General features: G+C 76.5%; 20 protein-coding genes. 7 read left to right on the top strand and 13 right to left on the bottom strand.

Features of this window, described 5'->3' with window-relative positions; translation table 11 throughout:
* The first annotated feature begins 24 nt into the window (after positions 1-24).
* The gene (locus OG335_RS07265) at positions 25-408 is read left to right on the top strand and encodes a hypothetical protein (RefSeq protein ID WP_405010190.1); all 384 of its coding nucleotides are present in this window, start codon (positions 25-27) and stop codon (positions 406-408) included.
* Positions 409-411: 3 nt separating this feature from the next.
* Here OG335_RS07265 and OG335_RS07270 read toward each other — a convergent pair whose 3' ends face one another.
* From OG335_RS07270 to OG335_RS07285, 4 genes are read right to left on the bottom strand one after another with little or no spacing between them, the layout of a single operon-like run.
* Entirely contained in the window at positions 412-3,210 is a 2,799-nt protein-coding gene (locus tag OG335_RS07270) for an AAA family ATPase (protein ID WP_405010191.1), read from the bottom strand.
* A complete protein-coding gene (locus OG335_RS07275) occupies positions 3,207-4,277 on the bottom strand; it encodes an effector-associated domain EAD1-containing protein (protein ID WP_405010192.1) in 1,071 nt (356 codons plus the stop codon). The genes OG335_RS07270 and OG335_RS07275 overlap by 4 nt, the downstream gene beginning before the upstream one ends.
* Before the next feature lie 12 nt (positions 4,278-4,289).
* Positions 4,290-5,384: an effector-associated domain EAD1-containing protein gene (locus OG335_RS07280; protein ID WP_405010193.1), complete on the bottom strand. Its 1,095-nt coding sequence runs from the start codon at positions 5,382-5,384 to the stop codon at positions 4,290-4,292.
* 18 nt (positions 5,385-5,402) lie between these two features.
* Positions 5,403-6,311 (bottom strand): hypothetical protein, encoded by a 909-nt coding sequence (locus OG335_RS07285; RefSeq protein WP_405010194.1) that lies wholly within the window; start codon positions 6,309-6,311, stop codon positions 5,403-5,405.
* A 280-nt stretch (positions 6,312-6,591) separates the two neighbouring features.
* Here OG335_RS07285 and OG335_RS07290 point away from each other — a divergent pair, with 280 nt between their 5' ends.
* The 4 genes from OG335_RS07290 to OG335_RS07305 all read left to right on the top strand — a co-directional run bounded on the left by OG335_RS07290 (position 6,592) and on the right by OG335_RS07305 (position 9,863).
* Positions 6,592-7,275, top strand: coding sequence for an HAD family hydrolase (locus OG335_RS07290; protein ID WP_405010195.1), 684 nt, complete (start codon positions 6,592-6,594; stop codon positions 7,273-7,275).
* Between the two features lie 294 nt (positions 7,276-7,569).
* A complete protein-coding gene (locus OG335_RS07295; protein ID WP_405010196.1) occupies positions 7,570-8,769 on the top strand; it encodes a flavin-containing monooxygenase in 1,200 nt (399 codons plus the stop codon).
* A gap of 66 nt (positions 8,770-8,835) precedes the next feature.
* Entirely contained in the window at positions 8,836-9,351 is a 516-nt protein-coding gene (locus OG335_RS07300) for a hypothetical protein (protein ID WP_405010197.1), read from the top strand.
* A 56-nt stretch (positions 9,352-9,407) separates the two neighbouring features.
* The gene (locus OG335_RS07305) at positions 9,408-9,863 is read left to right on the top strand and encodes a MarR family winged helix-turn-helix transcriptional regulator (RefSeq protein WP_405010198.1); all 456 of its coding nucleotides are present in this window, start codon (positions 9,408-9,410) and stop codon (positions 9,861-9,863) included.
* Positions 9,864-9,920: 57 nt separating this feature from the next.
* Here OG335_RS07305 and OG335_RS07310 read toward each other — a convergent pair whose 3' ends face one another.
* Genes OG335_RS07310 through OG335_RS07320 form a run of 3 tightly spaced genes read right to left on the bottom strand, consistent with a single transcriptional unit; the run spans position 9,921 to position 12,627 of the window.
* Positions 9,921-10,712 carry an ABC transporter permease gene (locus tag OG335_RS07310; RefSeq protein ID WP_405010199.1) on the bottom strand — a complete coding sequence of 264 codons (792 nt, stop codon included), beginning with the start codon at positions 10,710-10,712 and terminating at the stop codon, positions 9,921-9,923.
* Positions 10,713-10,724: 12 nt separating this feature from the next.
* A complete protein-coding gene (locus tag OG335_RS07315) occupies positions 10,725-11,576 on the bottom strand; it encodes an ABC transporter permease (RefSeq protein WP_405010200.1) in 852 nt (283 codons plus the stop codon).
* Between the two features lies 1 nt (position 11,577).
* The gene (locus OG335_RS07320; protein ID WP_405010201.1) at positions 11,578-12,627 is read right to left on the bottom strand and encodes an ABC transporter ATP-binding protein; all 1,050 of its coding nucleotides are present in this window, start codon (positions 12,625-12,627) and stop codon (positions 11,578-11,580) included.
* Positions 12,628-12,886: 259 nt separating this feature from the next.
* Between OG335_RS07320 and OG335_RS07325 the strand changes: the two genes are divergently transcribed.
* Together OG335_RS07325 and OG335_RS07330 are read left to right on the top strand one after the other, a co-directional pair.
* Positions 12,887-13,381: a DUF6328 family protein gene (locus OG335_RS07325; protein WP_405010202.1), complete on the top strand. Its 495-nt coding sequence runs from the start codon at positions 12,887-12,889 to the stop codon at positions 13,379-13,381.
* Positions 13,382-14,256: 875 nt separating this feature from the next.
* On the top strand, positions 14,257-15,402 hold the full coding sequence (locus OG335_RS07330) for a glutamate--cysteine ligase (protein WP_405010203.1): 1,146 nt from the start codon (positions 14,257-14,259) through the stop codon (positions 15,400-15,402).
* Positions 15,403-15,450: 48 nt separating this feature from the next.
* Here OG335_RS07330 and OG335_RS07335 read toward each other — a convergent pair whose 3' ends face one another.
* From OG335_RS07335 to OG335_RS07360, 6 genes are all read right to left on the bottom strand, one after another.
* Positions 15,451-15,900: an ATP-binding protein gene (locus OG335_RS07335; RefSeq protein WP_405010204.1), complete on the bottom strand. Its 450-nt coding sequence runs from the start codon at positions 15,898-15,900 to the stop codon at positions 15,451-15,453.
* The gene (locus OG335_RS07340; RefSeq protein WP_405010205.1) at positions 15,897-16,307 is read right to left on the bottom strand and encodes an STAS domain-containing protein; all 411 of its coding nucleotides are present in this window, start codon (positions 16,305-16,307) and stop codon (positions 15,897-15,899) included. The genes OG335_RS07335 and OG335_RS07340 overlap by 4 nt, the downstream gene beginning before the upstream one ends.
* A gap of 52 nt (positions 16,308-16,359) precedes the next feature.
* The gene (locus OG335_RS07345) at positions 16,360-17,316 is read right to left on the bottom strand and encodes a SigB/SigF/SigG family RNA polymerase sigma factor (RefSeq protein ID WP_405010206.1); all 957 of its coding nucleotides are present in this window, start codon (positions 17,314-17,316) and stop codon (positions 16,360-16,362) included.
* Positions 17,317-17,675: 359 nt separating this feature from the next.
* Complete coding sequence (locus OG335_RS07350; protein ID WP_405010207.1) at positions 17,676-18,062, bottom strand: hypothetical protein; 387 nt, start codon at positions 18,060-18,062, stop codon at positions 17,676-17,678.
* Positions 18,063-18,187: 125 nt separating this feature from the next.
* Positions 18,188-19,519: a cryptochrome/photolyase family protein gene (locus OG335_RS07355; protein ID WP_405010208.1), complete on the bottom strand. Its 1,332-nt coding sequence runs from the start codon at positions 19,517-19,519 to the stop codon at positions 18,188-18,190.
* A gap of 190 nt (positions 19,520-19,709) precedes the next feature.
* Positions 19,710-20,378: a helix-turn-helix domain-containing protein gene (locus OG335_RS07360; protein WP_405010209.1), complete on the bottom strand. Its 669-nt coding sequence runs from the start codon at positions 20,376-20,378 to the stop codon at positions 19,710-19,712.
* Positions 20,379-20,618: the final 240 nt, after the last annotated feature.

A 20,618-nucleotide genomic window follows, 5' to 3' on the forward strand; every position in this document is an offset into this window, starting at 1 on the left:
TGACGGCCTGTCACGATGGCGTCCATGCTGCTGCCGCCCGACGCCGCCACCGCCACCCGGATCGAGGTGTACCGGATCGGCCCCGCACCGGCCGGGTCCGGCGCCGGCGAACCCACCGTCATCGGGGAGTGGCACGACGCCGGCGAGGTTCTCGCCCTCCTGGCAGCAGTCCCGCCCGCCGGCATCGCCCGCTGCTTCTCCCCGCGCTTCGGCCTGAGCGCCTTCGCCGGAGGCTCCGCCCGGCCGGTCTTCCGGGTCGCCCTCTGCTGGTCCTGCCGGCGTGCCCTGTTCTCCGGCCCCGGGGTGACGCCCTGGCAGGGCATGGACCCCGGGAGCGCCCCCGCCGCCGCCCTGCTCGCCCGGTTGAAGGCGTGCGAGGCGGAGTTCGAGGCGGCCGCGCCGTCCTGACGGTCAGCCGGTGCCGCGGTCCGTCCGGTCCGTCCGGTCCGTCCACTCCCGGTAGACCGCCGCGAGCGCGGCGGCCACCCCGTCGGCGCCGGGCAGGGCCTCGGTGAGCGAGGTCAGCAGCGTCGCCGTCTCCGCGGGCGAGGCGGTGCCGAGCCAGGTCTCCCAGAACCCCGCCGCCGGCGGGTCGGCCCCGGTGCCCGCCACCCTGCGGGCGGCGGCTCCGCCGAGGGCCTCGTCCCACTCCCGCAGCGCCCGGGCGAGTGCCGCCCGCTGGTCGGCGGTGAAGCGTCGCAGCCCGATGACGCGCAGGCTCTGCCGCACGAGTTCCGGCCGGGCGGCGCCCACCGCGCCGGTGGCGGCCAGGAGCAGCTTGGGGTCCTGCGAGAGGAGTTCGACGGCCCGGCCGTCGACCAGCCGCGCCAGCCGCCGGGCCACCGCCTCCGTTCCGCCGGGGCCGTACTCGCGGGCGAGCTCCCAGCGGGCGAGTTCGACCCGGATCTCGGTGAGCCGGTCGTCGAGGTCCTCCGCGAGCAGGACGGCCTCGGCGAGGATCGGCCCGGCGTCGTCCGGGCTGCCGTCCTCGGCCGCCCAGCGGGCCTCCGCGAAGGCCGCCTCCAGCTGGGCTGCGGGGTCGCCCTGCTCGGCGGCCCGGCGGCGGCCCCGGCGGGCCAGCGTGCGGGCCCGGCCGAGCAGGCCCTGCGCCGCGCGGACCCGCGCCTCCAGCAGCAGCAGCCGGCCGCCGGGCTCGCTGCCCTCGGGGTGTCCGGCCAGCACCTCGGCGGCGCCCGCGGGGTCGTCGAGTTCCAGGAGGCGGGTCACCTGCACCTCGGCGTGCCGCTCCCACTCCTCGGCGGGCACCTCGCGCAGGGTGGCGGAGTAGAGCGTCCTACCGGAGCGGGAGGCGAGGTACGCCTGGGCAGCGGGCGGAAGTTCGTCGATCGAGGGTACGAGCAGGGCCTCCACGCCGGGCTGCCAGCGCCGGTCGAGCTCGTCGGCGGGTCCGCCGAGGCTGAGCCGGTGGTAGAGCTCCTCGGCGCGGGACGTCAGGTCGGTGCGGTGCGCGTAGTGCAGGACGGCGGCCTGGTGGATCTCGGCGACCTGGTCGGGGGCGTCCGCCCGTAGCAGCGGCAGGAGTTGGCGGCGCACGTCGGCCCGGTGCTCGAGGGCGCCGTCGGCGGCCCGTCCGAGCAGGGCGACCTCGCGGGCGAAGAGGTCGAACAGTTCCTCGGCGCGGAGGTCGTCGGGCACGGGCACGCCGCTCGGGCCGGCCAGCACGTGGCGCAGCACACCGGGTGTCAGCCGCCGCAGCACGAGCGCGGGCCGGGCGAGCCGGCAGACGTCCGGGTCCTCGATGTGGTCGAGCACCCGGCGGTAGAGGTAGCCCTGGAGCTGGTCGCCGGTGATCCGGGCGCGGGTGTGCTCCTCGCCGATGCCGGCGAGGTCGGCGAGGCCGTCGGCGCGCATCAGGTCGGCGGCGAGCCGCAGGCTGAGCGGGTTGCCGCCGACGAGGTCGATGACGCCGTCGACGCCCTCCGGGTCGGCGTCCGGGCCGAGGAGGGAGTGCAGGTACGCGCGGGCGGCCTCGCGGTCGAAGTCCGGCACGCGCCGCTCGCGGGCGGGGAGGCCGGTGGGGGCGCGGCCGGAGAGTACGACGCGCAGGGCCGGGTCGGCCTCGGCGAGGCGGTCGAACATCCGCCAGAGCTCGGCGAGGACCTCGGGGCCCTGGTACTGCGCGGTCTCGAAGGTGTCGATCGCCAGCAGCACGGGCCCCTCGGGCAGGGCGAGCCGCAGCAGCCGGGCGAACTCGCGGTAGAGCTCCTCGCGGTCGGCGGGGCCGGTGAGGAGCCGGGCGGAGGCCGTGAGGTGGTCGGGCGTGCCGCGGGCGCCCGCGGTCGAGTCGGAGTGGGACGCGCCGATGGCGGCCAGGTCGGGGGCGGAGGCGCGGCCGATCCACTTGCGGGTGAAGAAGTCGGCGAGCGGCCGCAGGGCGGGGTGCTGGATGCCGAGTTGGCGTACGGCGTCGAGCAGCAGGGTGAGCGGTTCCTGCGGGAGCATGCCGGGCCGGTCGAGGTCGACGAAGGCGAACGGCAGCCGGGCCGGTGTGCCGTCGTGTGCGCCGCCGAGGATGAAGCGGGCGAGCACGGTCGACTTGCCGATGCCGCCGGGCCCCCAGAGGAGCAGCGGCCGGTGGTCGGTGGAGGCGACGTGGTCGGCGAGCTCGGCGAGGATGTCGGCGCGGCCGCCGAAGTGCGCGCCGACCAGCCGCCGGAGCGGTTCGAGGAGCTGCCGGTGTTCCAGGTGTTCGGCGATCTCCGTGGTGGCGGGGAGGCCGGGGACGAGCCCGTCGAGCCAGTCCGCGACGCGGGCGGTGGCGAGGAGTTCGTCGAGCGGCTGGTCGGCGGTGGGCGGGGCGGTGCCGGTGAGGTAGCGGGTGAGGGCCTGCTGCACGGGGCCCTGCGGACGGTCGGGGTTGGCGCGGAGTGCCGCGCGGTAGGCGTCGGGGCCGGGCATCGCGGCGAGCACGGCGCGGCGCCGGCGTTCGGGCAGCCGCCACTCCTGGACGCCGTCGGCGCCGAAGACGGGCTCGCAGACGGCGAGGAGGCTCTGCAGGGCGGCGTCGTCGGGCGGCCGGCCGACCGGGCGCAGGGTGGCGGGGTCGAAGCAGGCGAGGACGGCGGCGGCCTGCTGGTAGGCGGCCTCGGCCGGTTCGGGGGGCGCGTCGGGGGGCGCGGTGCTGTCGGCGAGGCGGGCGAGGCGTGCCTCGACGGTGTCGGCGGTGAGGTGTTCGCGGTGCCGCCTCATCGCAGCACCTCGCGGTCGAAGACCGCGTTCGCGGTGTCGCGGACGCTGCCCGGCAGACGGCGGATCGCGTCGGCCCGGTCGGCGGGCAGCCGGGTGAGCATGCGGTCGACGACGGTGTCGATCACCGCGGGGTCGATCTCGACGTCCAGACCGGCGGCGAGCCGCGCGAAGAAGTCGCACAGCACGCGGCGGTCGATCGTGCCGACCGGTTCGGTCAGCACGGAGTCGAGCGCGTCGATCTCCGGGTGGCCGTAGCCGAGCAGCATGACGCGCAGGCCGGGGAGGCGTTCGCGGACGGCGGCGCCGGCGAGGTGGTCGATCAGGGCGGCGGTGTCGGCCTGCAGCGGCACGTGGTCGAGGCTGTCGACGACGAGCAGGTACTTCGCGCCGACGCTCTGGTCGTAGAGCTGTCCGACGAGCCAGTCGCGCAGCCGGCGGGCCTGCGCGGCGCCCTGCGCGTAGTGGTCGACGGTCGGTTCGGGCAGTTTCAGCTGCGACGCGATGGAGCTCATCAGGTCGTACGGGGTGCAGGCCTGGTCGGCCCATTCGCCGAGGTCGACGAGGATCGGCTTGAAGCTCTGCAACTGCTGGGCGACGTGGCTGACGAGGTACCAGGTGTACGACTTGCCGCAGGAGCGCGGGCCGGTGACGAGCAGCACGCGGCTGCGGCTGTCGGAGAGCAGGTCGCGGAGGTGGCTGCGGAGCAGGGTGCGGTCGAGGAAGAGCCGCTGGCCGAGCAGGTCGGTGAGGTACGGGTCGTCGTCGGGCGCGGGCTCGCCGGCGGCCGCGGGCCCACCGGCCGGCGGGGCCGCGTCGAGCAGCCGGCCGGCGAGCGTGGCGACGGCGGGGAACCGCCCGTCGTGCAGGGCGGTGAGGAACTGCTCCAGCCAGCCGCCGCGTTCGGCCTCCTCGACGACGCGGTGCACCATGCTGCGCAGGTCGCCGTCGGTGCTGATCTCCGCGAGCCTGCGGTCGATGTAGGACAGTTCCTGGCGGAGGTCCTCCTCCGCGTAGTCGGTGACGACCGCGTCCACGAGGCGGCGCCGGTCGACGCCGGAGAGTCGCACCGCCCTCACCTCCTAGCTCGCCGCGCGGAGGACCCCGTCGGCCGCGCCGCGGCGCTCCAGCAGGGTGCGGATGGCGGGCAGCGGGACCGCCTCGTTCCAGGCGGGCCGGTGACCGGGGCTGAAGTCGGGGTCGCCGCTGTGGTGGAGGGCGACGAGGTTGAGGTCGCGGTCGAAGCAGGGCGAGCCGGAGGAGCCGGGCTCGGTGTCGGCGCCGTGCCGCAGCCGGGTGGCGTTGGCGTTGGCTCCGAGCACCGGGCCGAGGGCGAGTTTGAGCGGGGCCGCGGCGGGGTGCTGCAGCAGGAAGAGGCTCGCGTCGGTGGCGGGCGGCGCCGCGGAGGCGGTGATCCAGCCGCGGGCGGGTGCGTCGGGGGCCGCGCGGTCGGCGGCGACCGGCTCGTCGCCGGGGGCTTCGCCGAGCCGGAAGAGCGCGTAGTCGAGCTCGTCGTCGGCGGGCAGCCGGCCGGCCGGGTCGGTGAGGGTGTCGACGGCGCTCGGCGGGCTGGCGTCGACGAGCCAGTCGGTGCCGGCGAGGCCGACGGGGGTGCCGGGGTGGAGCACGGTGCCGTCCGCGGACCGCTTGTGGTCGAGGCGTACGACGACGTCGGCGGGCGAGCAGCGGCCGTCGATGACGGGGGCGAGCACGTGGTGGTTGGTGAGGCAGAGGGCGGGGCCGACCAGCAGGGCGGTGCCGTACGAGGTGCCGGCGGCGCCGGTCACCTCGACCCGGCCGACCTGTCCTTCGAGGGCGCCGAGACGCCGGCGCCAGTCGGCCGGGTCGAGGTAGCCGGGCTGGGCGGCGAGGACGCGTTCGAGGACGGCCCGCTGTTCGGGCCGCACGGGGGTCAGCCGCCACTGCTCGGCGAAGGAGGCCAGGCGGGGGTTGGTGGGGTTGGCCTCGCGGGCGCCCGCGACGAGCGCCGGGGCCCAGCCCTCGCGGTCGGCGGTGTCGAGCACCTCGAAGGCGACGGTGCGCAGCGAGGAGCCGAGGGAGATCTCCTCACGACGGCGGTCGAGGTGGAAGCGGAGCATCCGGTCGAACGCGTCGAGGGTGAACGCGTCGAGGAGGGCGGCGACGGCCTCCCGCATCTGGGCTCCGGGCATCGTCATGGCGGGTGTCCCGGTGTCCTAGCGGCCTCCGAGCAGGGTGCGCACGGGGTCGCGGACGGCCGGGCTGCGCAGGTACTCGGCGGCGCCGTGGTGGTTGGCACTGTCGTTGACCACCAGCACGTCCTCGGTGCGGTCGGCGGGGTCGTACTCGGGGCGGACGGTGGAGTCGAGGGCGACGATGTCGCGCAGGTCGCAGGCGTTGCGCCAGGCGGCGACGCCGGGTGGGACGACGAGCGGCTCGGCCAGCCTGTCCCGGATCTCGGTGATGCCGAGCGGCGATCCGACGGTCACCAGCAGCGGCACCTCGCACCGGTGCGCGCGCAGCGCCTCGTACGCGACGACCGAGCCGAGGCTGTGCCCGACCACGACGACCGGCCCGTCGGCCTCCTCCAAGGCGTGCACGGCGATCTTGACGATCTGGTCGCGGAGGCCGCCGAAGAAGTACGCGTACACCTCGCGGACGGCGTGCCGCACGAGCGCGCGGAACACCAGCGTGCGGGCCGACCGGGGCAGCGGCAGCACCTCCAGGGCGCCGGGTGACTCCCCTGCCGCGAGGGCTTCCGCGGCGTACGTCATGTCCTGCTGCCAGGCGTCGAACGGCCCGGCCGGGGCGGCGCCGGCGGGCCCGCCGGCCTCGAAGGGGCCGCCGGCCTCCGCGCGGAGGCCGGCGAGGAACTCCTCCGGTGCCGGGGGCGGCGCCCCGGGCCCGGCGGCCTCCAGCGGGGAGGGCGGGCCGGGCGGCGGGCCGAGGCCGTCGTCCGGCACCGGGCCGGGCAGCGGTTCCGGGTGGAGCAGCGGGGCCCAGTACGCCATCCGCGAGGCCCCGCCCAGGGGCCGGCCGAACAGGGCGTCGTCCCATTGCTCCTTCAACTGCTGCTCGGGCGGCTTGTTGCCGATGCCGTGCACGTAGACGATCGCGGGTCCCATGGCCTGCCTCCGGCGGCTGCGCTCTCCTTCCAGTGTCGACCCGCAGGGCCGCGGGTTCAATCGGCCGGGGCCCTGCAGGCCCGCCCACCCGTGCTGATGACGGTGCGTGACCGACGGCCGGAGGCCCGGGGCGCCGGGCACGGTGGGTGACCGGATCCACCGGCCGGCACCTGCCGCCGCCCGGCGCGCGGGTGGGAAAACCGTTTGCCGCGCCCGGGTGACGGCCGGTCAGAATGGTGCGACCGCAGGAGATCCCGAACGGACCGCGAGGTGGACGGCAGTGCGCAGCGACCAGGTTCTCGTCTTCGACGCCGATGACACCCTGTGGGAGAACAACGTGCTCTTCGAGCGCGTCATCGACGGTTTCCTGGCCGAGGTCGCCGACGAGGCCGGCCGCCCCGCCGCCCGGGCCGCCCTCGACGCCGTCGAGGCGGCGAACGCCGTCACCCTGGGGTACGGCTCCGAGGTGTTCCGCCGCAGCCTGCGGGAGTGCCTGGAGCAGCTGGCCGGGCGGAGCGCGACCGCCGCCGACCTCCACCGCATCGACGAGCTGCTCGCCCCGCTCACCGCGCGCACCGTGGAGCTGATCCCGGGCGTCGACGAGACCCTGGCCGAACTCGCGGGCCGGCACCGGCTGCTGATGCTCACCAAGGGTGATCCCGCGGAGCAGCGGCGGAAGATCGACGCCTCCGCGATCGCCCACCACTTCGAGGACGTCCGGATCGTCGCGGAGAAGGACGTCGCCACCTACCGCGGCCTGGTCGAGGAGCTGGCACTCGCCCCGGACCGCACCTGGATGATCGGCAACTCGCCGAGGTCCGACATCGTGCCGGCCCGCCGGGCCGGGCTCCGCACCGTCTTCATCCCGCACGTGCACACCTGGGTGCTGGAGCACGAGGAGTTCGGGGCGCACACCGCGACGCTGGAGATCCGGACCTTCCCGGAGCTGCTCGCGCACTTCTGAACCGCCCCGGCGGCGGCGGGCGGACCGCCGGACCGGCCCGGGCCTTGCCGGTGTACCCGGACGGCAGGGGCGCGTAGCGTCGGTACCGGGACGGGCAGTCGACGGCAGGACCGCGGCGCCCGGAGCAGGTGGCGACGACGGCGGGCGCGGGCGGCGGTCACGGGCTCGCGGCCCCTCGGCCCCGCCGCCCGCGTCCGGTGCGCCCTGCACGTCCCGCGGCCGCCTCACGGAGGCGGCGGCCCTGCCGCGGCGGGCGCCGGACGGGCTCGTCCGCGGCATGACGGAGGAGGAGTCATGGGAACGGAACGGCACGGGACGGTGATCATCGGGGCGGGCCAGGCCGGCCTCGCCACGGGCCAGCGGCTCGCCCGGTTCGGGCGGGAGTTCGTCGTCCTCGACGGCAACGACCGGATCGGGGACAACTGGCGCTCGCACTGGGATTCGCTGCGGCTCTACAGCCCCGCCCGCTACGACGGCCTGCCCGGCATGCGCTTCCCCGCCGACGGCTGGTCGTTCCCGGGGAAGGACCAGGTCGCCGACTTCCTGGAGGAGTACGCCGACCGGTTCCGGCTGCCGGTGCGCACCGGCAGCCGCGTGCGGCGGCTCTCCGCCGCGCCGGGCGGGGACGACGGTGTCCGCGGCGACGGGAACGGGGGCGGCGGGGGCGGCGGTCGCGGCTTCCTGGTCGGGACGGACGCCGGCCCGCTGCTCGCCGACACGGTGGTGGTGGCGACCGGCACCTTCGGCCGCGGTCCGCACGTCCCGGCCTTCGCCGGGAAGCTCGACCCGCGGATCCGGCAGCTGCACTCGTCCGCGTACCGCAACGAGGCGCAGCTGCAGGACGGGCCGGTGCTGGTCGTCGGCGCCTCCCACTCGGGTGCGGACGTGGCCCTGGAAGTCTCCGGACGCCACCGCACGGTGCTGTGCGGGCGCGACACGGGCCAGATCCCGTTCCGCCTGGAGGCCCGGTCGACGCGGTTGGTGATCCCGGTGCTGTGGCAGCTCGCCGACCACGTGCTCACGACCGGCAACCCCCTCGGGCGGCGGCTCCGCCCGGAGGTCCGTGCGCACGGCGGGCCGCTGCTGCGGGTGCGGGCCGCCGATCTCGCGGCGGCCGGCGTCGAGCGGGTGCCGGAGCGGATGACCGGGGTGCGGGACGGCATGCCGGTGCTGGCGGACGGCCGGGTGGTGGAGGCCACGAACGTGGTGTGGTGCACCGGCTTCCGGCAGGACTTCGGCTGGATCGACCTCCCGGCCTTCGGCGCGGACGGCTGGCCGGAGGAGCAGCGGGGCGTCTGCCGGGCGGTGCCGGGCCTGTACTTCGTGGGGCTGGCCTTCCAGCGGGCCTTCAGCTCGATGCTGGTGGGCGGTGCGGGCCGGGACGCGGACGTCGTGGCCCGGCACATCGCGGGGCAGGAGCGGCACGGCCTCCACGGCCTCCACGGATTCGGGCGGCACGCGCACCGGGACGGGCGGGTCACGGCGTCGGTCTGAGACCGGCCGGGCGGACGAGGAGCGGCGGGGTTGACCCGACAAGTACTAAGCGCGCATACTACTTGCATGACGACGATCGCCGAGGCACGCACCACGTCCACCGCACAGCCCGCCGCCTTCTTCGCCCGCTGGGCCGACACCGACACCTGGCCGGAGTGGAACGCCGACACCGAGTGGGTACGGCTCGACGGCCCGTTCACCGCCGGCGCGACCGGCGTCCTCAAGCCCAAGGGCGGGCCGCGGGTGCCCTTCACGGTCAGCGCCCTCGTGCCGGACCGGGAGTTCACCGACGTGTCGAGGCTCCTCGGCGCGCGCCTGACCTTCCGGCACCACGTCGAGCGCACCCCGCAGGGCGGCACCGGCGTCCGCGTCGAGGTCTCCCTGACCGGGCCGCTCGCCCTGTTCTGGTACGCCGTCCTGGGCAAGGGCATCCGGACGACCCTCCAGAACGACCTCGACCGGCTCGCCGCCGCAGCCGAGGCCGACACCGCCGCCGCCGAGGCCGCAGCCGGTGCGTACGACCGCGCCGGCCCGGACGCGCCGCGCACCGGGTCGGCGCGGGAGGCGTCGGCGGCCCGGTGAGCACGCGGCGCGGGGCAGCCGGCCCGGCCGCCCCGGCAGGCGGCTATCGTCGGCGCATGGACGACCGACCCCCACGCCTGGCCAGCGGGTTCACCGAGGCCGAGCACAGCACCGGCCTGCTCCTGTGGCAGGTCACCAACCGCTGGCAGGCCGCGCAGCGCGCGGCGCTGAAGCCCCACGAGCTGACCCACGTGCAGTTCGTGCTGCTCGCCTCGCTGGCCTGGCTGCAGGCCGACGGTCCGGTCACCCAGCGGCAGCTCGCCGACCACGCGGCGACCGACCCGATGATGACCTCGCAGGTGCTGCGCGCCCTGGAGGCGCGCGGCCTGGTCCACCGGCCGCCGCACCCGCAGGACCGCCGGGCCCGCGCCCTCGCCGTCACCGACGAGGGGCGGGCGCTCGCCGACCGGGCGGTGGTCGCGGTCGAGAGCTGCGACTCCGCGTTCTTCGCCGCCCTCGGCGCGGACGTCGGCGCGTTCACGCGGGCCCTGCGGACGCTCGGACGGAGCTGACCCCGGACGCCGGGCGGCGCGAAGCGGCGGCCGCAGGGCCGGGTGGCCGGGTGGCCGTCAGCGCGCGAGCGTGCGCTCCAGGCGCCGGAGCGCGACGGCCAGGCTCGCCGTGCCGAGCACGGCGAGGTAGAGCGCGGCCACCACGACCCCGGCGTCCACGGTGCCCAGCACGGGCCGGCGGATCAGCTCGATGCCCTGGTAGAGCGGCAGGCACTCGACGGCCAGCTGCACCGGGCGGGGGTAGACGCCCAGCGGGTAGAACGTGGTGGCGAAGAGGAACATCGGCAGCATCACCAGCTGGATCAGCTGGAAGTCCTGCCAGGAGCGCACGTACGTCACGACGGCGAGACCCAGCGAGGCGAAGGCGAAGCCGATCAGCAGGGCACCCGGCACGACCAGCAGCGCCCACCCCGAGCCGACCAGGCCGAACACCGCGAGGAACACGCCGAATACCAGCGTCACCGCAGTGCCGCGCAGCAGCGCCCACAGCACCTCACCGAGGGCGACGTCCCGCACCGTCAGCGGGGTGGCCAGGATCGAGTCGTACGTCCTGAGCTCCCGCAGCTTGCCGTACATGGCGAAGGTCGTCTCGTTCATGGCGCCGTTCATCGCGGCGGTCGCCAGCAGGGCCGGTGCGACGAACGCGGCGTAGCCGGCGGAGCCGGTGCCGAGGCCGGGTACGTCGCCGACCAGGGCGCCGATCCCGACGCCCATCGAGAGCAGGTAGAGCACCGGCTCGAAGACCTCGGCCAGCAGGAGGTACCAGCTGTGCCGGTGGATGACGAGGTTGCGCTCCACCAGGACGGCGGGCCCCGCGACCGCGGGGTGTCTCAGCAGTTGGGCGAACACGGTGGGGTTCCTTCAGCGGTGGAGGCGTCGGCGGTAGCCGCGGCGCGCGAGGAGGGTCCCGCCGGCGGCGAGGGCCAGCAGGTAGGCGGTGTGCGCGGCGGTGGCACCCGGCTGGGCGGTGCCGAGCACCAGCGAGCGGGTGAGCTCCGTGCCCTGGTAGAGCGGCGTGACCCCGACGACGGCCTGCAGCCACCCGGGCAGCTGGGCGACCGCGAAGAAGGTGCCGGAGAACATGTAGAGCGGCATGGCGACGAAGCGGTAGCTGCCGTTGATCCGGCCGGGCCGGTCGACCCCGACCGCCCACGCGGCGAGCGGCGCGGCGAAGGCCAGGCCGGTGAGCAGCACCGGCGGCAGGAGCAGCAGTCCGGTGCCCGGCCCGACCACGCCGAAGGCGAGCAGCACCAGCACGAACAGCACGCCGCTGGTCAGCACCCGGAACGCGACGAAGAGCAGGTGCCCGGCCAGGATGTCGCCCGGCCGCAGCGGGGTCGCGGCGGCGGCCGGGTAGGCACCCTGGCCGCGCGTGGCGCGGAAGACCGGGTAGGCCGCCTCGACGAAGGCGTTCTGCATCGCCGAGGCGGCGAGCAGGCCGGGCGCCAGGAAGTCGAGGTACGGCGTGCCGGCGAGCTGGGCGCTCTGGTTGGCGTCGACGAGCCGGCCGAGGCCGGCGCCCATGGCGAGCAGGAAGAGCAGCGGGTTGACGACGCTGATCACGACCGAGCCGCGCCAGGTGCGGCGGTAGCGGCGCATCCAGTAGCCGAACGCGCGCAGGGCGGGCACCCGGGCCGCGAGCGCGTCCAGCGGTGCGGTCGGCGCGGGGCGTCCGGCGGGGGCGGCCCCGGCCGCCGGGTTCACGGAGGTCACGTCAGTCCACCAGCGTCCGGCCGGTGAGGGTCAGGAAGACGTCCTCCAGGCCGGCCCGCCGCACCAGCGCGGTGAGCGGGCGCACGCCGCGTTCGTGGACGGCGGCGAGCGCCGCCTCGCCGTCCTCGGCGTAGACGAGCACCCGGTCCGGGAGGTCCTCCAGGCGTTCGCCGGTGCCGGCCAGCCGTGCGGCGGCGGCCTGCTGCTCCCCGGCGGGGAAGCGCAGTTCCAGCACCTCGCGGGTGGAGTGGCGGCGGATGAGGTCCGCGGGCGAGCCCTCCGCGACGATCCGGCCGTGGTCCATCACGACGATGTGGTCGCAGAGCTGCTCGGCCTCGTCCATGTAGTGGGTGGTGAGCAGGAGGGTCACCCCCTGCTGCCTGAGGCGGAAGAGCCGCTCCCACAGGAGGTGGCGGGCCTGCGGGTCGAGCCCGGTGGTGGGCTCGTCGAGCAGCAGGATCTCCGGCCGGTTGATCAGGGACCGGGCGATGGTGAGCCGGCGCCGCATGCCGCCGGAGAGGGCCTCGACCGGCTCGTCGGCCTTGTCCGCGAGCCGAGCGAACTCGAGGAGCTGGGTGGTGCGTTCGCGGATCACGGCCCGGGAGAGGCCGAAGTAGCGGCCGTACACCAGGAGGTTCTCCCGGACGGTCAGCTCGGTGTCCAGGGTGTCGTCCTGGGGCACGGAGCCGAGCCTGGCCCGGATCGCGGAGCCGTCCCGGGCCGGGTCCATGCCGAGCACGCGCAGGCTGCCGCCGGAGACCGGGGAGACGCAGGCGATCATGCGCATGGTGGTGGACTTGCCGGCCCCGTTCGGGCCGAGGAAGCCGAAGGCCTGGCCCCGGCGGACGGTGAAGTCGATGCCGGCGACCGCCTCCGTGGGGGTGGCGCCGCCCTTGGAGGGGTGCACCTTGCGCAGCCCCACCGCCTCGATGAGCGTGTCGGCGGTGGCGGGGCCGTCCGGCGCGGTGGCCGTGCCCGCGGAGGGGTCCGCGTGGCCGGCGGCCGGCGGCCCGGCCTCCGGCCGGTGCCCGACGTCTTCGATCCCGGCCAACGACATCCCCTCCCGACGCTCCCCCACCCGTCGGCCGGTCCGCCGCCGGGGCGACGCCATCCCATCAGGACGGGATCGCAATAACAAGATATTTTTCTGCAAATTGCCCATCGAACGGCGGATACTGTCGACCCGTCACGCAGCCGCCGACCTGCGACCCGGCACTGCGCCGTCCTGCACGGCCGAGCACCGGCGCCCGCCGCGGATCACCCTCACCCCGTCGCGCATCGCCGCCGCCGTAGCGGGTATCCGCCAGGACATGGCGGGCGAACAGCGCCCGGCCGACGGTCGGGACGAGAGCGCGGACGAACGCGCCGACCGACTGTGGGCCGAACTCCTCCAAGAGGTGCGGATCGCCCAGACCGGCGCGCAGATCATGTTCGGCTTCCTGCTGACCGTCGTCTTCACCGAGCGCTTCACCACCCTGCACGGCTTCGACCGCGGCCTGTACGTGGTCGTCGTGACGCTCGGCGCCGTCGCCACGGGCACGCTGATGGCCCCGGTCACCTACCACCGGCTGCTGACCGGGCGGCACCTCAAGCCGCGCATGGTGCGGGCCGCCGCCCGCGTGGTGGCACTCGGCATCACCCTGCTCGCCCTGAACGTCGGCGCGGCCCTCCTGCTGCTGCTCAAGGTGGCGGGCCTGGGCGCCGCGGCCTGGCTGATCTCCGGCGGCGTGCTGCTCTGGTTCGGCGTGTGCTGGCTGCTGCTCCCGCTCCTGGTGCGGCGGCACCAGGACGACGACCGTCACTAGTGTCCTGGCTCAGGACACTAGGGCGGCTCAGCGGGCCGGGTCTCCCCCGCGCCCCGGCGGTGGGCCGGTCCCGGCACCGGGCCCGCCGGACTCCCCGTGACGGGCGCCCCGGCCCCGGAAGGACAGGCGGTGCCGGTGGTGCGCGCCCGCGCCGCCGGGCACTCCCTCGGCCTCCCGCAGGGTGTCGGCAGGCGGCCCGGGGTTCACCGGGACCGCCCGGGCGGTCCCGGGGGCGGCCGTGTCGTGCGGCCTGAGCTCCGGCGGGCCGGGGTTGACGGACATGGCGGCTCTCCTTCCCGCCCCCTCGTCCGGGCTCTGCCCGTGCCCGCGCCGGACGAAACCGCAGGCCGGGCGCCCTGGCGGCGGCACCACCGGAGCCGGGTGCGCGCCCCACGACCGCCGGCCCGCCCACGGCCGGGCCCGCACCCATCCGGGGGAGGCCGGACGGCGGTTCGGCACGGCGGTCCGGGGTACGCGCCGGACAAGGGCGTCCGGCGCCGCCGGACGTACCGGTCCGCGCCCTGCCCTGCGGCACCGGGCAGGGCGTCCGACCATGGACGAGGCGGACGGCGGTGCACACCGGGCCGCCGCCACCGCCACCGCGTCGGCAAGGAGGCCGTTCCCATGACCGTCCCCGTACCGCCCGGACCCGACGTCGGCCCGTTCCCGGACCCGACGCCGGCCCCCGTCCCCACCCCGCCCGTGCCCGGACCGCCGGTCCCCGGGCCGCCCTCCCCGGAGCCGACACCGCCCGCGCCGGTGCCGCCGTCGCCGCCCGCACCCGGGCCCGACCCGGTGCCGCCGGACCCCTCCCCCGCACCGGAACCCCGCCCGACGGACCGGGCCGCCCCGACGGCCCCGGACGGCGGGCCCCGGTGACACCCCCTGCCGGCCCGGCCGGCGGCGGCATCGCGGTGCCGACGGTCGGCGTCGAGGAGGAGTTCCTCCTCGTCGACCGGCGCTCGCGGCTGCCGGCCGGGCTGGCCCCCGTCGTGGTGAAGGCGGCGGCGGACGAGCTGGGCGAGCAGGTGCAGAGCGAGTTCTTCACCTCCCAGGCGGAGGTCTGCACCCGCCCGTGGCTCACCCTGACGGACCTCCGCGGCGAGCTGGTGCGGCTGCGTGCCACGCTCCACGAGGCCGCCGCCGACGCCGGCTGCCGGCTGGTCGGCACGGGCATGCCGGTGGTCACGGACGGGCGGCCGCCCGGCGTGACCGACACCCCTCGCTACCGCGAGATCGGTGAGCTCGTCGGGGCGGTCGCGGCCAGCCCCGAGGGTGCGGTGTGCGGCTGCCACGTCCATGTCGGGGTGGAGTGCCGGGCGACGGCACTGGCGCTCAACAACCGGCTCCGCCCGTGGCTGCCCGTGGTGCAGGCCCTGGCCGTGAACTCGCCGTACAGCTCCGGCCGCGACACCGGCTTCGCGAGCTGGCGGCACGCCTACTACCGGCGGTGGCCGACCGTCGGCCCGTCCCCGCGGCTCGACGAGCCCGCCTACCGCGCGACCGTGGCACGGCTGCTGGACTCCGGGGTGATCCTCGACCCGGCGATGATCTACTGGTACTCCCGGCCGTCCGAGCACGTGCCGACCCTGGAGACCCGGGTCACCGACAGCAACGCGGACGTCGACACCACGGTGCTCGTCGCGGCGCTCCTGCGGGGCCTGGCCGCCACCCTTCTGGCCGAACCGTCCGACGCGGCCGCGCAGGACTCCGACGGCCACGGCGGCGGCCCGGCCGAACTGCTCGAAGCCCACTGGTCGGCGGCACGGCACGGGCTCGGCGCGACGGCCCGCGACCCGGGCACGGGCCGGATCCTGCCGATCGACGTCCTCGTCGACCGCCTGGTGGAGCGGGCCCGGCCGGGACTGGAGGCCGCCGGCGACCTGGCGACCGTACGGCGGCTGCTCGCCGCGCTGCGGGCGGCCGGCACCGGTGCGGACCGCCAGCGGGCGGCCTTCGCCCGGCACGGGCGACTCCACGACGTCGTCGACGAGCTGGCGGCCGTCACCGCCGCCGGCTGACACCGCCGCAGCCGGCCCCGGACGCGGCTGGGGCCGGCTGCGGCGGTGTCAGCCCCGGCGGAGGTCGACCGGGGCACCGACCTCCAGCCACACGGTCTTGCCGACCGGGCCCGGCTCGGAGCCCCAGGCCGTCGAGAGCCGGTCGACGACGAGCAGCCCGTGCCCGCCGGGGACGGTGCGCGGCCGGCCGGTACGCAGCCTCGGCGGGTCGAGGCTGTTGTCGGCGACCTCCACCCGCAGGCCGTCGGCGGTGCGCTGGAGGGTGAGTTCGCGCGGGCCCCCGGCGTGCAGGCAGGCGTTGGTGACGAGTTCGCTGACCATGAGCAGGACGTCCTCCGCGACGGTCGGCAGATCTCCCGGCCGGGTGGGAAGCCAGCCCCAGTCGTACAGCGCCTCACGGGTGAAGTCGCGGCAGCGCTGCACCGCGCCGCCGGCGCCGTAGAGCGCGAGCCGGCGGATCTGTCCGGCGGGCAGCGGTGACCCGGTGCGTCCGGTCACGGGGCGTCGCCTCCCCCGGCCGCGGTGCCGTCGGCGACGCCGGCCGCCTCGACGGTGTCGACGACGCGGAAGACGGCGCCGGTGCCGGTGATCGCCAGCATCCGTTCGATCATGGGCGTGGGCCGGGCGATGACGATCTCGCTGCCGTCCGCGACGGCCGTGGTGCGGGCCCGGAGCAGGAGGTTCAGGCCGGTCGAGTCGCAGAAGCCCAGACCGGCGCAGTCCACCACGACCACGGCCCGGGGTGTGCGCAGCGCGGCGTCGAGCGCGTCGGCGAACGGACCGGCCGTGTCGTGGTCGAGTTCGCCGACCGGGCCCAGGGTCCAGCCCAGCGCCGTCCGCTGCACGGTGACGGTGAGCGGTACGGCTCCGCGGGCCGGGCCGGCGTTCCCGGTGCCTGCCTCCATGGGCCGGCCTCCTCCCGTGTGGTCGGGTGGTCCGCGCGGGCGTGCGCCCGCCTCACTCCCCGGTGCGCTCCGGGCCGCCGGGCGCGTCCTCCAGGCTCTCTCGCAACCGCTCCAGGATGCCGGCGAGGATCCGCGACACGTGCATCTGGGAGACCCCGATGGCCTCGGCGATCTGCGACTGGGTGCGGTCGCCCCAGAAGCGGAGCTGCAGCACCGCGCGCTCGCGTTCCGGCAGGTCGCGCAGGAGCGGCCGGACGGACTCGCGGAACTCCACCAGGGCGAGGTCCGGGTCGCAGGCGCCGAGCCGGTCGAGGAGCGAGGTGCCGGGCTCGTCGGAGCCGTCGTCGCGCAGCGAGTCGAGGGAGTCGGAGCGGTAGGCCCGGCCCGCGCCGAGGCCGGCGGTGACCCGTTCGGGGTCCACGCCGAGGTCGTCGGAGAGTTCCTGCACGGTGGGCGGCCGGCCGAGGTCCTGTTCGAGCCGGTCGGCGGCGCGCGCGACCGACAGCGACATCTCCTGCAGGCTGCGCGGCATCCGCACGGGCCAGGTGGTGTCGCGGAAGAACCGCTTGATCTCCCCGGTGATGGTGGGGATGGCGTAGGTCAGGAACTCGACCCCGCGGTCGAGGTCGTACCCGTCGACCGCCTTGATCAGGCCGACCGTGCCGACCTGCACGATGTCGTCGAGCTCGGCACTGCGGTGCCGGAAGCCTGCGGCGGCGAACCGGACGAGCGGCATGTTGAGTTCGATGACGGTGCCGCGCACGTAGCTGAACTCCCGGGTGCCCGGTTCGAGGCCGGCGAGCCGGCGGAACAGCGCGTCGCTGAGTGCGCGGGCCTCGGCCTTGCCCATGGCCCGCAGCTCGTCGGGGCCGGGCCGGCGGCAGGGGGCGTCCGCGTCCGGCGCGAGGGTCACGGCGGCGTCCGGCACGACGGCGTCCGGCACGGCGGTTGCCGCGGGTACGGTCGCCGGGGCCGGTTCCGGGGGCGCGCTGGTCGGAGGAGCTGCCATGGTCGTCTCCGCGGGAGTCGTCCGCGACAGGCCGGCGCGGTGCGCGACCTGCAGCGGGGCGGTGGCGGCCGCCCGAGGTCCAGGAGGGTGGCTGCCGCCCGGGGTTCCGGGCCGCCCGGCGGCTCGGCGCCTCGGGCGGGGAGGCGGGCCGACGGCCGAACGCCTCCACCTTCCGCATCTACCCGATCGATCGCTCTCGAACCATTGCTCCCGAACCATCGACCGGGTCCACCCGGCCGTCCGAGCCCGGCAGCCGGGCGGGAACGCGGTGTCGCCGCACTCCCGCCCCACCACTCCCCGCGCCACCGCGCGTGAGCGGTCGGCCGCGTCGGCGCCTCGGCCGGGGACCGGGCCGTCGGTCAGAGGCCCAGCCGCTGCACCAGCCGCCGACGACGCGACGGGGACGCAGGGGACGCCTGGGAGGCCGCGGAGGCCGCCGGGCCCTTGACGGAGGTGGTGGCCGGCCGCGCGCCGCCCGGCCGGGCCGCCCGCAGGGCCTTGCGGGCGGACCGGAGCTCCGCGGAGCGGCGGGCGGACCGGCGACGGCCCGCCAGGGCGAGCGCGCAGCCCACGGCGAACACCAGGGCGAGGGCGATCCCGGCCAGGAAGACCTCCAGGGTGCTCACGGTGGTGTCGTGGCCGACCAGGGTGAGTGTGAGGTCGGGGGCGGTGCGGGCGTTCTCGACGATCAGCAGGCCGGTGAAGGCACCGGTCGCCAGGAGCAGCAGCAGTCCTACGGGCAGCATCAGGGGTCTCCTTCCAGGGATCCTGGCGACCCGTGTGCCCGGCTTGCGCGCGCGCATCCCCCGCCCGTACCGACCGGGTCCGCACACTTCGGGTCGGGCCCGCCCGGACACGGCCGGCCCGGGCGCTACCCGTCGAGGCCGCGCCCCTGCCGGAGCCGGGCGGAGACGTCGGCCGGGTCGACGAGCGGCGGCGGGTAGCCCTCGGGCCGCCGGTCGAGCGACCAGGGGCGGTGCACGGCCCGGCCGGGGATCCCGGCCAGTTCGGGCACCCACCGGCGGACGTACGCGCCGTCCGGATCGAGGCGGTCCGCCTGGGTGAGCGGGTTGAGCACCCGGTTGGGGCGGGTGTCGGTGCCGGTGCCGGCCACCCACTGCCAGTTCAGCTGGTTGTTGGCGAGGTCGCCGTCGACGAGCAGGTCGAGGAAGTGCCGGGCCCCCGGACGCCAGTCCTGGTACAGGGTCTTGGTGAGGAACGACGCGGTGAGCAGCCGGGCGCGGTTGTGCATCCAGCCCTCGTGGGCGAGCTGCCGCATGCCCGCGTCGACCACCGGGAAGCCCGTCCGGCCCTCCCGCCAGGCGGCGGCCTCGCGGGAGTCCGCCGTCCAGCCGTCGTGCTTCGGGCGGTAGTCGTGCCAGGCGGCCCGCGGGCGCGCGGCGAGCACCTGGTGGTGGAAGTCGCGCCACACGAGCTGGCGGACGAACGCCTCCGCGCCGGGGCCGCCGCGGTCTCCGGCGCGGGCGGTGAGCTCGGTGGCGGAGAGGCAGCCGAAGTGCAGGTACGGCGAGAGCCGCGAGGTCGAGTCGGCGGCGAGGTCGTCGTGCACCTCCGCGTACCGGTCGACGTCGTACGCCTTCCAGAGGCGCCGGCCCTCGCTCTCGCCGCCGGGGGGCAGCCCGGGCGAGTCCGGCCGGACGGACGGCACGGCTGCGCCCGCCGGGCCCTCGGGCGTGCGCAGCACCGCCGGTGCGCGGTGCACGGGACGCCGGGCGGTCTGCTGCCAGGCCCGGAAGTAGGGGGTGAAGACCGCGTAGTGGTCCTTCCCCGAGGGGGTGACGGCGCCGGGCGGGGCCACGGTCAGCGAACCGTCGTGGACGTGCAGGCGCTCCCCGAGCTCCGCGCGGAGCGCGTGCTCGCGGCGCCGGGCGAAGCCGCTGACCCCGGCCGCGACGTGCACCGTGACGGCGCCGGTCTCGGCCGCCAGCCGGGCGGTCTCCGGGGCGCTGCGGCCGTGCCGCAGGACGAGCCGGCCGCCGATCCGGCGCAGCGAGGCGTCGAGGTCGGTGAGGCAGTCGGCGAGGAAGGCCCGGCGGTTGGCGGCCGCGAACCCGGCCGCCTCGACGTCGGGGTCGAGCACGAACAGCGGGACGACCTCGTCGGCGCTGCGCAGGGCGGCGTGCAGCACCGGATTGTCGTGCAGGCGGAGGTCCTGCGTCAGCAGGGCGATGGCGATCGTCATGGCGACGCCAGGCTAGCGATCGCGGCGGGCCCGGCGGGGGCTCGCCGTCCGGCGCGTCGGGGTGACCCGTCCGGCGTACGGCCGGGAGCGCCGGACCGGGAAGCGGGGGCCCGGGGCCTGGGGTCGGGGGTCGGGAGCCTGGGATAAGCGGCCCGGGGCCAGCGGTTCAGCGGGTCAGCGGGTCAGCGGGTCAGCGCGTGCCGACGCTGCGGCCGCTGACCCGGGTGGGCCGGATGCGGACCCACAGCGGCCGGACGCCGCCCGCCCACGGTTCGGCGCCGGCGTGCCCGGCCAGCCGCCGGACGGCCTCCGGGTCCTCCACGTGCTCGGCGGTGCCGCTGATCAGCACGCTCCAGCCACGGCTGAGGCGGTCGTCGATGCGGTCGACCTGGAAGGAGACGTTGCTGCCCGGTTCGGCGGCCGCGGCGCCGTCCGGCCGGGTGCGGTAGGCGATGGTGCCCGCGTCCACCACGTAGTTCACCGGGAAGACCGCGGGGCCGGGCCCGGCGGGCAGGGCGAGGTGGCCGACGCCGTGGCCGCCGATGCGGTCCCAGCACTCCCGGGCGGAGAGCTGGACGAGCACGGGGTGCGCCGCCGCCCCGCGCTGCCCCGGGGCGGGGTCCGCGCCGCCCTCGACGAGTTCGCGGTAGGTCGTGCCGAGCGCGGCGGCCAGCCGCAGGAAGCCTCCGGGGTCGAAGCCGGGCCCGGCCTCGACGAGGTGGTGCAGGTAGCGCGGCGCCATGCCGGCGCGGGCCGCGAGGTCGGCCTCGGCGATGCCGAGGGCCTCGCTGCGTTCGACGATCCGCCGGGCGATGGCTGCGGGATCGGCCGGTCGGGGGCTGCCGGCGTTCTCGTGCACGTCTCTGGTCCTCCCGGTCGGGGCCGGCCCGCCCGCCGGTACGGGGTGCCGTCGCGCCTGGCGCGTCCTGTCGCGTCCGTCCACCAGTAGAGCGCGCGGCGGGCCGGCACGCCCGGCAACGACCCGCCGTTCCTGCCCCCGCCGGGCGACCGGCCGGGGCCGGAACGGCGGCGCGGCCGGGCCGTCGCGGGAGGCGGGCGGTGCCGGGGTGGACACCGTTCACGCACGCGCTGCACACAT

The organism is Kitasatospora sp. NBC_01539, from assembly GCF_045040525.1.
GTDB lineage: Bacteria > Actinomycetota > Actinomycetes > Streptomycetales > Streptomycetaceae > Kitasatospora.